The sequence below is a fragment of the Rhizobium sp. 01T437 genome (assembly GCF_056398505.1).
Genome location: NZ_JBFTPM010000004.1, coordinates 366134 through 380905, shown reverse-complemented (window position 1 = coordinate 380905; position 14772 = coordinate 366134). Strand labels below are relative to the sequence as shown.

The following is a 14772-nucleotide window of genomic DNA, read 5'->3' as shown; positions in this document are numbered from 1 at the left end:
AACTCTGTTTTTACGCGATCCAGCAAAGCCGCCGCACAGTTTTATTGGAACTGCACTATGCAGCTTCAGCCTTGAGGCCTAGAAGTGCCGCGCCGATCAGCCCCGGTTCGATGCGGCATTCGCTGCGCACGACTAGTGGACGATCGAATTTCCGCAGAACACGGGCGCGCACCGCCTGATCCAGCTCTGCCAGAAGGGGCTCGACATTCGAAAGACCGCCGCCGACGGGCACGATGGTTGCACCTGTGATGTTGATGGCGAGCGCCAGCGGCGAGGCGACGAGATCGACATAGACGTCGATCGTGCGATTGGCCTTTTCCTCGCCATTGCGCCAGCTGTTGATGATTTCCTCGCTGGAGAAATCGAGGTCGTGCAGCGTCTTGTGCAGGCGTTCCAGACCACGCGCGCCGCCGACGGTATCGACACAGCCCTTCTGGCCGCAGCCGCAGGCATAGGCGGGGATGGCGACTGGCGGAGCGCCGGCCTGCGATGCGATGATCGGGCCATGGCCCCACTCGCCGGCAAAGCCGCCCGACGCATTGATGAGGCGACCATCTGAGACGACGCCGCCGCCGACGCCAGTACCGAGGATGGCGCCGAAGACGATGCGGTGGCCGCGACCGGCGCCGAGTTCGGCTTCCGCCATCGCGAAACAATCGGCATCATTGGCGATCAGCACAGGCAGGCCGAGCTCATTCTCCAGGTCGGCGGCGAGGTTGCGGTCGTGGATGCAGGGAATATTGGCGACGATGAGGCGCTGCGTGTCCGGGTCGACGACACCGGCAATCGAGAGCGCAATGCGCGAGGGCTGTTCGCCGGTCTCGGCGATGATGCTCTTCAGCGTCTCGACGAAGGCCGGGAAATCATCCTTGGGGGTCGGGCGGCGGCCAAGTGGTACGATGTCGGATTCCGAACGCGCAATCCCGCCCTTGATGGCGGAGCCTCCGATATCGAATGAAATAATCATCTGATGTCTGCCAATTGTCTGTGCTTGGCGTCTGCTCGCACTCTTGGCGGCGAATTACAAGGATTATTCGATAAATGAACAAAGCCCGATCGTTATGAGCTAATAATTTCATCCGCCAAGGTCATGCTATTGGCATATTGCATGGGCAAGCTTCCCATCATTCACCCTCCCCGGCCGGATTCATGACAATCGAAAATACCGAAACTCACAGAACGATCGCCCGCAGGCCGCGTCCGAAAGGCCGGCGCCTGTCCTCCATCCTGCGACAGATGGCGGCGGATCGAAGCCGCGAACGCGTGTCGATCGGCGACCTGTTCCAGACGATGGGCGATCGGGCGATCGGCGCGCTGATGCTGATCTTTGCGCTACCGAACGCTTTTCCAACGCCGCCCGGCACGTCCTCCCTGCTCGGCGCACCGCTGATTTTCCTTGCCGCACAGCTTACCTTTGGCCTGAAGCCGTGGCTGCCGAAAGCGATTGCGGCGCGCTCCATGCGGCGCGAGGATTTCGAGACGATCGTCGGGCGCATTCATCCCTGGCTTGCCTGGGCGGAGCGCATGCTGCAGCCACGATTGAGCATTTTCGTCGAGCCGCCGGCGGAATATCTGGCGGGCTTCTGCTGTCTGGTGCTGGCGATCGTTCTCGTGCTGCCGGTGCCGCTCGGCAATATCCTGCCGGCGATTGCGATTTCGCTCTTCGCCTTTGCCATTCTTGGCCGAGACGGGCTGTTTTCGCTTCTCGGCTTCGCGATGACGGCCGTCTCGCTCATCGTTGCCGGCGGGGTGATCTACGGTCTCGCCAAGGCGGCCATCTACATCGTCATGCAGTGGTTTGGATAAGGAAGCGGCTGCTCATTTTTTCAACGCCCTCGACATTTGCCCGATTTTTGTTTTGATCTGGCGCCAGATAGACTCAAAGAAATTAATCGGCGGCGATAGATGGTAAAAAGAGCGGAGACTTCCGGACGGCTGGACGATGCGGCGCGCGCCGGCTGGCTTTATTATGTCGCCGGCCGCACGCAGGATGAAATCGCATCCTCGATGGGTATTTCGCGTCAGTCGGCGCAGCGGCTCGTTTCGCTTGCCGTGGCCGAGCGGCTGATCAAGGTACGGCTTGACCATCCGATTGCCGCCTGCCTTGAGCTCGGCAACCAGCTGCGCAAGAAATTCGGTCTGCGGCATGTCGAGATCGTTCCGAGCGATCCGGGCTCATCGTCGACGACGGTTGGCATTGCCGAAGCGGCTGCTTCCGAAATCGAGCGCTGGCTGAAACGCCCCGATCCGATCGTGCTTGCCGTCGGCACCGGGCGAACGCTGAAAGCGGCTGTCGACCAGCTGCCGGCGATCGAATGTCCCAATCACCGCATCGTCTCGCTGACCGGCAATATCGCGCCGGACGGTTCGGCGGCCTATTACAACGTCATCTTCAGCATGGCCGATGCCGTCAAGGCGCGGCACTATCCAATGCCGCTGCCGGTTCTCGTCACCTCGGCGGAGGAGCGGGAGCTTCTGCACGGCCAGCAACTCGTGCGCTCGACGCTGGCGATCAGCGCGCAGGCGGATGTCACCTTCGTCGGTATCGGCGAACTCGGCATCGATGGCCCGCTCTGCGTCGATGGTTTCCTAGAAAAAGACGAGATGATGGAGCTGATGCGCGGCGGCGCCGTGGGTGAGATCTGCGGCTGGATTTTCGACGTGGACGGCAGGTTGCTCGACAACCCGATCAACGAGCGTGTTGCTTCCGCTCCCATCCCGCCGCGCGATTCGTCTGTTGTCATCGGAATTGCCAAGGGCAAGCGCAAGTTCAAGGCGATCAGGGCTGCCATCACAGGCCATCAGGTGAACGGTTTGATTACCGACGAAGAGACGGCTGAGTTTTTGCTCAGTAGTTGAGCAAAAATATTGCCATTTTGAATCAATAGCATAGCTCGATTGTTCGGCATCGCAGCAACGATTGCCAATTGACAAATTTTCTCCGTTGATGAGTAATTGCCCATGAGCAAAGCGAATGCTCACACTCATCTTCTGGGAGGAAGATATGACATTGAGAACTCTCCTGCTGGGCGCCTGCTCAGCAATGGCGTTTGCCGGCATGGCTTCGGCCGAAACGCTGACAATCGCGACCGTGAACAACGGCGACATGATCCGGATGCAGAAGCTGACGGATGATTTCAAGGCGAAGAATCCCGGCATCGACCTTGAATGGGTAACTCTCGAAGAAAACGTTCTGCGCCAGAAGGTCACGACCGACATCGCGACCAAGGGCGGCCAGTACGACGTCCTGACGATCGGCACCTATGAAGTTCCGATCTGGGCGAAGAAAGGCTGGCTCCTGCCGCTCGACAACCTCGGCGCCAACTATGACGTGGACGATCTGCTGCCGGCAATCCGCAGCGGCATCAGCCAGGACGGCAAGCTCTATGCAGCTCCGTTCTATGGCGAAAGTTCCATGGTCATGTACCGCAAGGACCTGTTCGACGCTGCCGGCCTGAAGATGCCCGACGCGCCGACCTGGGATTTCATCGCAGACGCTGCGAAGAAGGTCACCAACAAGGACAAGGAAATCTACGGCATCTGCCTGCGCGGCAAGGCTGGCTGGGGCGAAAACATGGCCTTCCTGACGGCTATGTCGAACTCCTTCGGTGCCCGCTGGTTCGATGAACAGTGGAAGCCGCAGTTCGATCAGCCCGAGTGGAAGGACACGTTGACCTTCTACGTCAACCTGATGAAGGAAGCCGGCCCTCCCGGTGCTTCTTCCAACGGTTTCAACGAAAATCTGGCGCTCTTCCAGACCGGCAAGTGCGGCATGTGGATCGATGCAACGGTTGCTGCTTCCTTCGTGGCCGATCCGAAGCAGTCGCAGGTTGCCGACAAGGTCGGCTTTGCGCTGGCTCCGGACAAGGGCCTCGGCAAGCGCGGCAACTGGCTCTGGGCCTGGAACCTCGCCATCCCGGCAGGCTCGCAGAAGACTGAAGCAGCCGAGAAGTTCATCGCCTGGGCAACGAGCAAGGATTACACCAATCTCGTCGCCGAAAAGGAAGGCTGGCTGAACGCACCTCCCGGCACCCGCACCTCGCTCTATGCCAATGCGGATTACCAGAAGGCCGCTTCGTTTGCGAAGATGACGCTCGACAGCATCAACTCCGCCGACCCGACCAAGCCGACTGTGAAGCCGGTTCCCTATGTCGGCGTCCAGTTCGTGGCGATCCCGGAATTCCAGGGTATCGGCACGGCCGTCGGCCAGCAGTTCTCCGCAGCTCTTGCCGGCCAGATCTCGGTCGACCAGGCCCTGCAGAGCGCACAGCAGCTGACCACCCGCGAAATGACCAAGGCTGGTTATATCAAGTAAAAACCTCCTGAGAATGTACGGAATGTTTGACATTCCGCACCTCTGGGCCGCCGATTGCCCGAACTGCATCGGCGGCCTCTTTTTCAGAGCTGTTTCGCAGCCATTTCCGCTTCAGATCAGACCGGTGATTGCTATGGCAACGTTCCACACTCGCTCCGCAGCACGCCTGATGATAGCACCTTCCGTGGTGCTGCTCTTCGCGTGGATGATCGTCCCGCTGGCGATGACGATTTACTTCTCCCTGCTGAACTACAATCTGCTCAACCCGGGCATGGAGAATTTCGTCGGTCTCTTAAACTACCAATACTTCCTCACCGACCCGGCCTTCTTTGCCGCGCTCATCAACACGCTGGTTCTGGTTGCCGGCGTGCTCGTTATCACCGTGGTCGGCGGCATTCTCTTTGCACTCCTGCTCGATCAGCCGATTTACGGCCAGGGCATCGTGCGCATCCTGGTCATCGCGCCCTTCTTCGTCATGCCGACAGTGGCCGCACTCGTCTGGAAGAACATGTTCATGAACCCGGTCAATGGTCTCTTCGCCTATATGGCAAAGGCTGTCGGCCTGCAGCCGATCGACTGGCTGGCCAGCGTGCCGCTTTTCTCGGTCATCCTGATCGTTGCCTGGCAGTGGCTTCCCTTTGCCACGCTCATCATGCTCACCGCGCTTCAATCGCTTGACGAAGAGCAGAAGGAAGCCTCCGAGATGGACGGCGCCGGGCCGATTTCGAAGTTCATCTATATCATCCTGCCGCATATGGCCCGTGCCATCACCGTGGTGATCCTGATCCAGACGATCTTCCTGCTCTCGGTCTTCGCCGAAATCCTGGTCACCACCAATGGCGGCCCGGGGACGCAGAGCACCAACCTCACCTTTCTCGTCTATTCCCAGGCTCTGCTGCAGTTCGATATCGGCGGGGCTTCGGCCGGCGGTATCGTGGCGGTCGTGCTTGCCAATATCGTTGCGATCTTCCTCGTCCGCCTCGTCGGCAAGAATCTGGAGGCTTGAGATGGCTAGAAAGGTCACTACCCAACGCAAGGTCGTCATGACCGCGATCGCCTGGTCGCTCGGCATCCTGATCTTCTTCCCGATCCTCTGGACGTTTCTGACAAGCTTCAAGTCGGAGGCGGATGCCATCGCTTCGCCGCCGCAGTTCCTGTTCTTCCATTGGACGACCGAGAACTATTCGGAGGTGCAGAGCCGGTCCGACTATCTTACCCACTTCATGAATTCGGTGGTGATCTCCTTCGGCTCGACGCTGATCGGCCTCATCATCGCCATCCCGGCCGCCTGGGCCATGGCCTTTGCGCCGACCAAGCGGACGAAGGATGTGCTGATGTGGATGCTGTCGACCAAAATGATGCCGCCGGTCGGCGCGCTCATCCCGATATACCTCTTATTCCGCAATTCGGGCCTGCTCGATACGCGCACCGGGCTGGTGATCGTGCTGACGCTGATCAACCTGCCGATCATCGTCTGGATGCTCTATACCTACTTCAAGGAAATCCCCGGCGAAATCCTGGAAGCCGCACGCATGGACGGAGCCTCGCTCGTCAAGGAAATCGTCTACGTGCTGACGCCGATGGCCGTCCCGGGCATTGCCTCGACTCTGCTGCTCAACATCATCCTCGCCTGGAACGAAGCCTTCTGGACGTTGAACCTCACGGCTTCCAAGGCCGCGCCGCTGACAGCCTTCATCGCTTCCTATTCGAGCCCCGAAGGCCTGTTCTATGCCAAGCTTTCGGCGGCTTCGACCATGGCGATCGCGCCGATCCTCATCCTCGGCTGGTTCAGCCAGAAACAACTTGTCCGCGGCCTGACCTTCGGCGCGGTGAAATAAGATCATAGGGAGAGAAACATGGGCAGCATTACCCTTCAAAAGGTTTCGAAGGTCTTCGGCGAAGCCAAGGTCATCCCTTCGATCGATCTCGACATCAGGGACGGCGAATTCGTCGTCTTCGTCGGTCCCTCCGGCTGCGGTAAGTCTACCTTGCTGCGCCTGATCGCCGGCCTCGAGGACGTCTCCGGCGGCAAAATCGTCATCGACGGCAAGGATGCGACCGAGAAGGCGCCGTCCGAACGCGGTCTGGCGATGGTCTTCCAGTCCTATGCGCTCTATCCACACATGAGCGTGCGCAACAACATCGCCTTCCCGCTGAAGATGGCGGGCATGGACAAAGCCGAGATCGACCGGAAGGTGACCGATGCCGCCCGCGTTCTCAATCTCGGCGACTATCTGGATCGCAAGCCGCGCCAGCTTTCGGGCGGTCAGCGTCAGCGCGTCGCCATCGGCCGTGCGATCGTGCGCCAGCCTTCGGCCTTCCTCTTCGACGAGCCGCTGTCGAACCTCGATGCGGCGCTGCGCGTCAACATGCGCATCGAAATCAGCGAACTGCACCAGCAGCTTAAGACGACGATGGTCTACGTCACCCACGATCAGGTGGAAGCCATGACCATGGCCGACAAGATCGTGGTGCTCAACAAGGGCAATATCGAGCAGGTCGGTTCGCCGCTGGAGCTATACCGCAGCCCGCGAAATCTCTTCGTTGCAGGCTTCATCGGCTCGCCTAAAATGAATTTCATCAAGGGGCAGAATGCTGCGCAGCTCAATGCGCGCACGATCGGCATCCGTCCCGAACATGTGCTGCTGTCGACCGAAAGTGGCGACTGGAAGGGCAGGGTCATGGTGGCCGAACATCTCGGCTCCGATACGTTCCTGCATGTCGATGTCGACGGGATCGGGATGGCGACGGCGCGCAGCAACGGCGATTTTGCTTCCAAGGCCGGCGACACGGTCTACCTGACGCCGGACAAGACACGCATCCATAAATTCAACGAGAGCGGCCTCGCCATCTGAGGCGGCCGCCGGCTGGGGGCAGACATGCGGACCGGGCAGTCTCGTCCGGCCCGCGCTACCGGGAGGACGAAAGCCCTTTCGCAAGACCTTCAAGAGGACTGAAACATGACGTGCAAATTATCGCTGGCAACGCTCGCCGAGGCAGCAAAGACTGCAGCCGTTCCGGCCTATGAGCGGGCGTCGCTGAAAGCCGGCATCGTGCACTTCGGCGTCGGCAATTTCCATCGTGCCCATCAGGCGATCTATCTCGACGACCTCTTCAACGCCGGCAGTGATCATGACTGGGCAATCATCGGCGCCGGCGTCCTGCCTTCGGATGCAGCCATGCGTGACAAGCTCGCGGCACAGGATTTCCTGACGACCGTCGTCGAGCAGGACAATAACAAGACGGCGGCACGCGTGACCGGGCCGATGATCGATATCCTGCCGGTCGGCGAACCCGCTGTTATCATCGCCAAGCTCGCCGATCCGACGATCCGCATCGTCTCGATGACGATCACCGAAGGCGGTTACTTCATCGATGCCTCGGGCAAGTTCAATCCGGCGCATCCAGCGATTGCCGCCGACGGACAGAACCCGGCGACGCCGAAGACGGTCTTCGGTCTGATCGTTGCGGGCCTGAAGGCGCGTAAAGAAAAGGGCATCGAGCCCTTCACCGTCATGTCATGCGACAACATTCCCCATAATGGCGTCGTCACTGCGAATGCTATCGTCGGAACGGCGAAGCTTTCCGATCCTGCCTTTGCCGACTGGATCAAGACCAACGTCTCTTTCCCGAACGGCATGGTCGACCGCATCACCCCGGCGACCAGCCAGCGCGAGATCGATTTCCTCAAGGAGAATTTCGGCATCGAGGACAACTGGCCGGTCTACTGCGAAGAGTTCAAGCAGTGGGTGCTGGAAGACAAGTTCCCGATGGGCCGCCCGGCGCTTGAAAAGGTCGGGGTCACCTTTGTGCCCGATGTCACGCCCTATGAGCATATGAAAATCCGCATCCTCAATGGCGGCCATGCGACGATCGCTTATCCGGCGGCGCTGATGGATATTCATTTCGTGCATGAGGCGATGGAGAATGATTTGATCCGAGCCTTCCTCGCCAAGCTTGAGAACGAGGAAATCATCCCGATCGTGCCGCCGGTGCCGGATACGTCGCTCGCCGATTATTTCAAGCTGATCGAGCGCCGCTTCCTCAATCCGAAAATCGCCGACACGATCCCGCGGCTGGCGCAGGACGGCTCCAACCGCCAGCCGAAATTCATCCTGCCCTCGACGCTCGACAATCTTCGCCAGGGCAAGGATGTCGTGGGGCTTGCGCTCGTCTCGGCGCTCTGGTGCCGCTACTTCTTCGGCAAGAGCGACAGCGGCAAGGAGATCGTCTTCAACGATGCCAGCGCAGAACGTCTGCATGCGGCGGCGGTGAAGGCAAAGGACCATCCGGCGGCCTTCCTCGTCTTCGATGATATTTTCGGCGAAGTCGCGAAATCAGATCTTTTCCGCAAGCGTTTCGCCCATGCGCTGAAAACCCTGTGGGAAAAGGGCACGAAGGAAACCTTGCAGCTCTATCTCGACGGTAAGCTCGCAGTGTAAGGAATCACGATGGCGGCATTTCTGTCGCCATCCCGGCCTTGCGGACAAAGCAGGACGGTTGCGTCCGAACTGAACTCAGGTTGGGTCTTCCATGGCTGATGCTGAACCACGGCTGGTCATTTTCGATTGCGACGGTGTGCTCGTCGACAGCGAACCGATTTCGATCAGCGTACTCATCAAGGCGATGGCCGATCTCGGCGTGGCGATTACCGAGGACGAAGCCTATGAACGCTTCCTCGGCAAGAGCCTCGCAACCCTCATCTCCATATTGGAGACGGAATTCAACGTGCATGCCAACGAGGAATTCCTGGAAAGCATCCGCACCAATCTCTATGCCCGTTTCCGCACCGAGCTGAAGGCCATGCCGGGCATTGGCGATACGATCGATGCGCTTGGCGTTCCCTGTTGTGTTGCATCGTCCAGCCAGGTCGAGCGGATCAAACTGTCGCTCTCTGTCACCGGGCTGCTGCCGAAGTTGCCAAACATCTTCAGCGCCACCATGGTCAAGCGCGGCAAGCCGGCGCCTGATCTCTTCCTCTATGCGGCCGACCAGATGCATGTGGAGCCCCGTGACTGCATCGTCATCGAGGACAGTCCGGCGGGTATTGCTGCAGCCAAGGCGGCGGGCATGACGGTCTTTGCCTTTACCGGCGGCTCGCATGCAAACTTTGCCGGCTACCGTGAAGAACTCGACCGTCTTTCGCCGGAAGTCGTGTTTGACGCCATGCCGGAATTGATACACCTTGTCCGCAAACAAAAGCTGGACGGGACTCAGCATTGATGCGTGATCATGTGGTTGCGGTGGATGTCGGCACGAGCAGCGCACGCGCCGGTGTCTTCGATACGCATGGACGCCTGCTTGCCAAGGCTGAACATCCAATCGTCATGAACCGGCCGCGCGAGAACCATGCCGAGCATGATTCCGAGGATATATGGTCGGCCGTTTGCACTGCCGTGCGCACGGCCATGGGCCAGTCCGGCATTGGGGCGGCCGCAATTGGCGCGATCGGCTTCGACGCCACCTGTTCGCTTGTGGTGCGCGATACCGAAGGCAGGCAGATCAGCGTTTCCACCGGCGGCGAGACGCGGTTCGATACGATCGTCTGGCTCGATCATCGGGCGCTGAAGGAAGCCGATTTCTGTACGGCGACGAAGCATGAAGTGCTGGAACATTCCGGCAATGTCATGTCGCCAGAAATGGAAATGCCGAAGCTGATCTGGCTGAAGAAGAAGCTGCCGGCGACCTGGGAGAAAGCCGGATACTTCTTCGACCTTGCCGATTTCCTGACCTGGAAGGCAACCGGCTCGCTTGCCAGATCCCGCTGCACGCTGACGGCCAAATGGAATTACCTAGCTCATAAGGAAAGGGGCTGGCGGCAGGATTTCCTGCAGCAGATCGGTCTTGAGGATTTACTGCTGCGCGGCAGGCTGCCTGAGGAGACGGTGGCAGTTGGGGAGAGCATCGGTAAACTGACGCCGCAGGCTGCCGAAGCGTTGGGTCTGACCACCGATTGCCATGTTTCGGCCGGGATGATTGATGCCTATGCCGGCGCGCTCGGCACACTCAGCAGCTATGCTGGCGATCCGGCGAAGCTCGAGCAGCAGCTTGCATTGATTGCAGGAACATCGAGCTGCATCGTTGCCTTTTCCCTCGAGCGAAAGCCGAGCGAGGGAATGTGGGGCCCCTATTACGAGGCGGTTTTTCCGCAATCGTGGCTCGTCGAGGCTGGCCAATCGGCGGCCGGTGCGCTGCTCGATCATATTGTGCGCATGCACGCGGCCGGCGGTGAGCCGACTGCGGCGCTGCATCAGAGGATCGTTGCGCGTATCGCTGAACTCAGGACAGAAGAGGGTGACGCGCTCGGTGCACGGATCTTCGTCCTTCCGGATTTTCACGGCAACCGGTCGCCGCTGGCCGATCCGCATGCTGTCGGCGTCATCAGCGGCCTGACGCTCGATACGTCCTTCGACGGGCTCTGCGCGCTCTATTGGCGGACCGCGGTCGGGATTGCGCTCGGCATCCGCCACATCCTCGAAAAGATGAGAGATCACGGCTACGTGCCGGATACGCTGCATGTGGCCGGCGGGCATGTGAAGAACCCCGTTCTGATGGAGCTCTATTCGGATGTGACGGGCTGCAAGGTCGTCGTGCCTGACATGAACGAGGCGGTACTGCTCGGCACCGCGATCGCTGCATCGGTTGCCTGCGGCTTGCACAAGGATTTGGCGGCGGCTGGCAAGACAATGTATCCCGGCGGCTCTCAGCGGCTTCCCGACAGGAGCAAGCAGGCGCTTTACGATCGCGACTATCGCCGCTTTCTTGCCATGTATCGCCATCGGGCGGAACTGGAAGCGGTGGAATAGTTCAGCGATTTGCCGTTTCGCCGAGGATAGTTGCAAATTCCACCATGCGTCGGCGCCGCTGGCTCGCCTCCTCGCCGGCGCCTAAAATGACCGCCTCGGACAGACAGTCGAGCAAGGCGATCAGCGGTGGCAGGTTATCCATGTCGGGCGCGCGGGCAGGCGGCAAAGGCAGGACGACGTTCGATTGTTCGGGCAGCCAGTCCGCATGCTGAGCGGAAATCAGGATCACCTTGTAGCCGTAACGCCGGGCAGTGCGCGCAAGCAGCCGTGACCTGGCGAAGCGCCGACAATCGATGATGACGAGCACTGCGTCCTCGACGAAGGAGCGGGCGAAAAGCTCCGCGAAGCGGTTACCCGCGCCGTCGATCGCACGCACGCCGTCGCGAGCCAGGGTCAGTCGCTGGCAGAAATGATTGGAAAAGCCGGCGAGTCTGGCATGGGTGGCGACGAAAACCTCTCTGGAGGCGCCGATCATCGCGACGGCTTCGCCCCAATGCGGCTGCGCAGTCAGATGATAGATGTGATGCAGCGCTTGTATCTGCTCCGCCACGAGAACGGCGAGCGGCTTGCCTTCCGATGCATCCGTCTGCAGCTCCGTCATCGCGCTCTGGAACTGGACGGGTGAGGTTGTTGCCGTCTCGCGGATCTCCACCTTGACGCTGTCCAGGCCCTGGTAGCCGAGCGCTCGCAGGAAACGGCCGACCGTCATCGGCGAAAGATCAAGCCGGTCGGCAACCGACGCAGCGGTTTCGAACGGCAGGTCGTTCAAATGTTCGGTGAAATATTTCGCGATGCGTCGTTCGGCAGGCGTGCCGGATTTCGCGTATTGCCTAAGCTTCTCTACAAAGTCTTCCACGTCGCAGCCTCCCCCATTTCCTCAGAGRCCTTCCGTGGATTCATGCAGAGCCGAATCCTTGTTTCTTAATATTGTCCGGAAGCTCTTCTTAGGCCCACACGTATTTCCAACATTGAGAACTATATATTAGCATGTAATTTTCGACAAGTTTTCTATTCAAGCATGTAATTTTCAACTGACTTGCCGGGAGGACGCCGGCTCCCTACATCACGCTGCGTAACGGAGACGCCAGAGAATGATCCTTGACGCCGCTCGCCTTTCGCTTGCCAACCTGTTTGCGCCGGAGACCCGGTCGGCTTTCTGGAAGGTTCTGGGACTGACGGTGCTGGTGCTGATCGGCCTGTGGTTTGCGCTGCGCGGTCTGTTCATCAGTTTCGCATTTCCCTGGGTGGCCGGCTTCTTTCCTGAGATGCCTGATTGGGCGGGCTGGCTCAGCTTCGTTTTCCTGATTGCTGCGGGCATCGGTCTAGCACTCGGGCTGGCGCTGCTGCTTTCGCCGGTCACCGCTCTGATTGCCGGCCTCTTTCTCGATGATGTCGCCGAGGTGATCGAAAAGCGGGATTATCCGCAGGATGCCGCTGGCAAGGCCATGCCGCTTGGCCCTGCAATGGCAAGCTCGCTCAAATTCCTCGGCGTGGTGATCGTCGGCAATATCATCGCGCTCTTGCTGCTCTTCATTCCCGGCGTCAATCTCGTGGCCTTCTTCCTGGTGAACGGCTACCTGCTCGGGCGAGAATTCTTCGAGTTTGCGGCCATGCGCTTCCGTTCGCCGTCGGAGGCGAGGCTGTTTCGCGCCAAGCATGGTTCGACCGTATTTCTCGGCGGTCTGGTGATCGCACTTTTCCTGGCGATCCCGATCGTCAACCTGCTCACGCCGCTCTTTGCTGCCGGCATGATGGTGCATCTGCACAAGCTGGTCTCGGCGCGCGATCCCGGTTTCAAAGTCTAGTTGGGCAGCGCTGCAGCGTCATACATCGCCGCAAATTCTGCACTCGGCGGGATAGGCTTGATGATGTCGATCAGCACGCCGTTCGGATCGGCCGTTATGAAATGGCGCTGGCCGAAATCCTCGTCGCGGATTTCGCGCAGGATCGGCAGGCCGGCCTCGGTGCAGGTGGCATAGATCGCATCCACATCCTCGACCTCGAAATTCAGGAGAAGGCCGGAGATCTTGCCGCGGCCGGCGGCCGGGATGGTTTCGTGGCTGCCGTCGAGCACGGCGAGTGTCACGTGTTCATCCTCTATCGATTGCAGATGAACGTACCAGTCGCTTTCGAAGAGCGGCTGGAAACGGAAATGGCGGCAATAGAAGGCCGCCGTGCCGGCAACGTCATCCGTCATGATGACGGGATAATAGCTCGTCGATTTCATCGCTTTCCTCTTTTCGGATTTTACGTACACTCTGTATGTTTTTGTATTTAACATACAGGCAGATTGTATGTAAATAGAGGTGATGAGCCGCAGCAATCGCGAAAGAACCGAACAGACCAGGCAGGCCCTGATGGATGCCGCGCGCCGGCTTTTCGTCGAGAAGGGATATGCCGAGACGGCTACGCCCGATATCGTCGCAGAGGCCGGCGTCACGCGCGGTGCGCTCTATCATCACTTCGAAGACAAGAGAGCGCTTTTTCGGGCCGTGATCGAAAGGGAGGCGGCTGATGTCGCCGACGAGGTCGAGCGGCGCACAAAGGGGCAAACCGAACCGCGTGACGCACTGCTTAAAGGCGCTGCGGCCTATTTCGATGCAATGGAAGTGGAAGGGCGGACGCGGCTGCTTCTGCTCGAGGCACCGGCGGTCATCGGCTTGCCCGCGACTGCGCAGATCGATGCCGAGAATGCAGAGGCGACATTGCGGGCAGGGCTCGAAGACTTGCTGCCGCAGGCCAGTGCTTTGCTCGGACCATTGACGACGATGCTGTCAGCAGCTTTCGATCGCGCGGCGATCGCCATCGAAGCAGGCGGCAGTCGTGGGGACTACGAGCAGGCGATAGCTGCCCTACTCGACGGCCTCGCCGATCACCTGCGGCGGTAACTCGACCAGTGGTGCGGGGATATCGCTGCTCTTCTCCGGCGATTTGCAGATATCGGCGATGACGCAGCGTTCGCATTCCGGGCGACGGGCCTTGCAGGTGTAGCGGCCATGCAGGATGAGCCAGTGATGGGCGTGATAAAGGTATTGCTTCGGCACTACCTTCATCAGCCGGTCCTCAACCTCGTCCGGCGTTTTGCCAGGTGCCAGCCTGATGCGGTTGGCGATGCGAAAGATATGGGTGTCAACCGCCATCGTCGCCTGGCCGAAGGCCATTGACAGTACGACATTGGCGGTCTTGCGGCCGACGCCCGGCAGGCGAACCAGTTCCTCGCGCGTCTCCGGCACCTTACCGCCGAATTCATCGACCAGCATCTGCGAGAGCGCGATGACGTTCTTCGCCTTGTTGCGGTAGAGACCGATCGTCTTGATGTATTCGCGGACCTTCTCTTCGCCGAGATCGAGCATTTTCTCCGGCGTATCGGCGATCCTGAAGAGCGCGCGAGTCGCCTTGTTGACACCGGCATCCGTCGCTTGCGCAGAGAGTGCCACTGCCACGACGAGGGTGAAGGGATTGGTGTGTTCCAGCTCGCCTCGCGGCTCCGGACGCTGGATGGAGAAACGGCGGAAGATTTCCTCGCGCTCGGCCAATGAATAGGCGGTTTTCACCGCCGCCGCCGGCTTGCGGCGGACGATCACATTCGAGTTTTGCGACGATTTGGTAACGGATTTGAGTTTCGGATTCGCCATGGAAAATCTATACTCA

At 59.7% G+C, this 14772-nt stretch carries 15 protein-coding genes; 11 read left to right on the top strand and 4 right to left on the bottom strand.

All coding sequences use genetic code 11. The features are described from left to right. Nucleotides 1–55: 55 nt before the first annotated feature. Nucleotides 56–967: an ROK family protein gene (locus tag AC1DM5_RS10410; protein ID WP_477818124.1), complete on the bottom strand. Its 912-nt coding sequence runs from the start codon at nt 965–967 to the stop codon at nt 56–58. A 260-nt stretch (nt 968–1227) separates the two neighbouring features. On the opposite strand from AC1DM5_RS10410, the gene AC1DM5_RS10405 reads away from it, so the two are divergent. The 9 genes from AC1DM5_RS10405 to AC1DM5_RS10365 all read left to right on the top strand — a co-directional run bounded on the left by AC1DM5_RS10405 (nt 1228) and on the right by AC1DM5_RS10365 (nt 11121). Further along, complete coding sequence (locus tag AC1DM5_RS10405; protein ID WP_477818391.1) at nt 1228–1806, top strand: exopolysaccharide biosynthesis protein; 579 nt, start codon at nt 1228–1230, stop codon at nt 1804–1806. Nucleotides 1807–1905: 99 nt separating this feature from the next. After that, on the top strand, nt 1906–2859 hold the full coding sequence (locus tag AC1DM5_RS10400) for a sugar-binding transcriptional regulator (protein WP_477818125.1): 954 nt from the start codon (nt 1906–1908) through the stop codon (nt 2857–2859). A 145-nt stretch (nt 2860–3004) separates the two neighbouring features. Beyond that, nucleotides 3005–4315 carry an ABC transporter substrate-binding protein gene (locus AC1DM5_RS10395; RefSeq protein WP_112544488.1) on the top strand — a complete coding sequence of 437 codons (1311 nt, stop codon included), beginning with the start codon at nt 3005–3007 and terminating at the stop codon, nt 4313–4315. A 133-nt stretch (nt 4316–4448) separates the two neighbouring features. Then, on the top strand, nt 4449–5321 hold the full coding sequence (locus AC1DM5_RS10390; protein WP_477818126.1) for a carbohydrate ABC transporter permease: 873 nt from the start codon (nt 4449–4451) through the stop codon (nt 5319–5321). Nucleotide 5322: 1 nt separating this feature from the next. Beyond that, nucleotides 5323–6153, top strand: coding sequence for a carbohydrate ABC transporter permease (locus tag AC1DM5_RS10385; RefSeq protein ID WP_477818127.1), 831 nt, complete (start codon nt 5323–5325; stop codon nt 6151–6153). Between the two features lie 18 nt (nt 6154–6171). Continuing rightward, nucleotides 6172–7170 carry an ABC transporter ATP-binding protein gene (locus AC1DM5_RS10380; protein WP_477818128.1) on the top strand — a complete coding sequence of 333 codons (999 nt, stop codon included), beginning with the start codon at nt 6172–6174 and terminating at the stop codon, nt 7168–7170. Nucleotides 7171–7275: 105 nt separating this feature from the next. Continuing rightward, a complete protein-coding gene (locus AC1DM5_RS10375) occupies nt 7276–8757 on the top strand; it encodes a mannitol dehydrogenase family protein (RefSeq protein ID WP_477818129.1) in 1482 nt (493 codons plus the stop codon). Between the two features lie 91 nt (nt 8758–8848). Next, nucleotides 8849–9538, top strand: coding sequence for an HAD family hydrolase (locus tag AC1DM5_RS10370; RefSeq protein ID WP_442206482.1), 690 nt, complete (start codon nt 8849–8851; stop codon nt 9536–9538). Then, nucleotides 9538–11121 carry an FGGY-family carbohydrate kinase gene (locus AC1DM5_RS10365; protein ID WP_477818130.1) on the top strand — a complete coding sequence of 528 codons (1584 nt, stop codon included), beginning with the start codon at nt 9538–9540 and terminating at the stop codon, nt 11119–11121. The genes AC1DM5_RS10370 and AC1DM5_RS10365 overlap by 1 nt, the downstream gene beginning before the upstream one ends. A 1-nt stretch (nt 11122) precedes the next feature. Here the strand turns inward: AC1DM5_RS10365 and AC1DM5_RS10360 are convergent, their stop codons facing one another. Further along, nucleotides 11123–11977: a MurR/RpiR family transcriptional regulator gene (locus tag AC1DM5_RS10360; RefSeq protein ID WP_477818131.1), complete on the bottom strand. Its 855-nt coding sequence runs from the start codon at nt 11975–11977 to the stop codon at nt 11123–11125. A gap of 235 nt (nt 11978–12212) precedes the next feature. Between AC1DM5_RS10360 and AC1DM5_RS10355 the strand changes: the two genes are divergently transcribed. Continuing rightward, nucleotides 12213–12926, top strand: a complete 714-nt coding sequence (locus AC1DM5_RS10355; RefSeq protein WP_477818132.1) for a sulfate transporter family protein — start codon at nt 12213–12215, stop codon at nt 12924–12926. On the opposite strand, the gene AC1DM5_RS10350 is transcribed toward AC1DM5_RS10355, so the two are convergent. Then, nucleotides 12923–13348, bottom strand: coding sequence for a VOC family protein (locus tag AC1DM5_RS10350; RefSeq protein WP_477818133.1), 426 nt, complete (start codon nt 13346–13348; stop codon nt 12923–12925). The genes AC1DM5_RS10355 and AC1DM5_RS10350 overlap by 4 nt on opposite strands. Before the next feature lie 82 nt (nt 13349–13430). Between AC1DM5_RS10350 and AC1DM5_RS10345 the strand changes: the two genes are divergently transcribed. After that, on the top strand, nt 13431–14009 hold the full coding sequence (locus tag AC1DM5_RS10345) for a TetR/AcrR family transcriptional regulator (RefSeq protein WP_477818134.1): 579 nt from the start codon (nt 13431–13433) through the stop codon (nt 14007–14009). Here AC1DM5_RS10345 and nth read toward each other — a convergent pair. Then, on the bottom strand, nt 13974–14756 hold the full coding sequence (nth, locus tag AC1DM5_RS10340; RefSeq protein ID WP_477818135.1) for an endonuclease III: 783 nt from the start codon (nt 14754–14756) through the stop codon (nt 13974–13976). The two genes, AC1DM5_RS10345 and nth, sit on opposite strands and share 36 nt — an antisense overlap. Nucleotides 14757–14772: the final 16 nt, after the last annotated feature.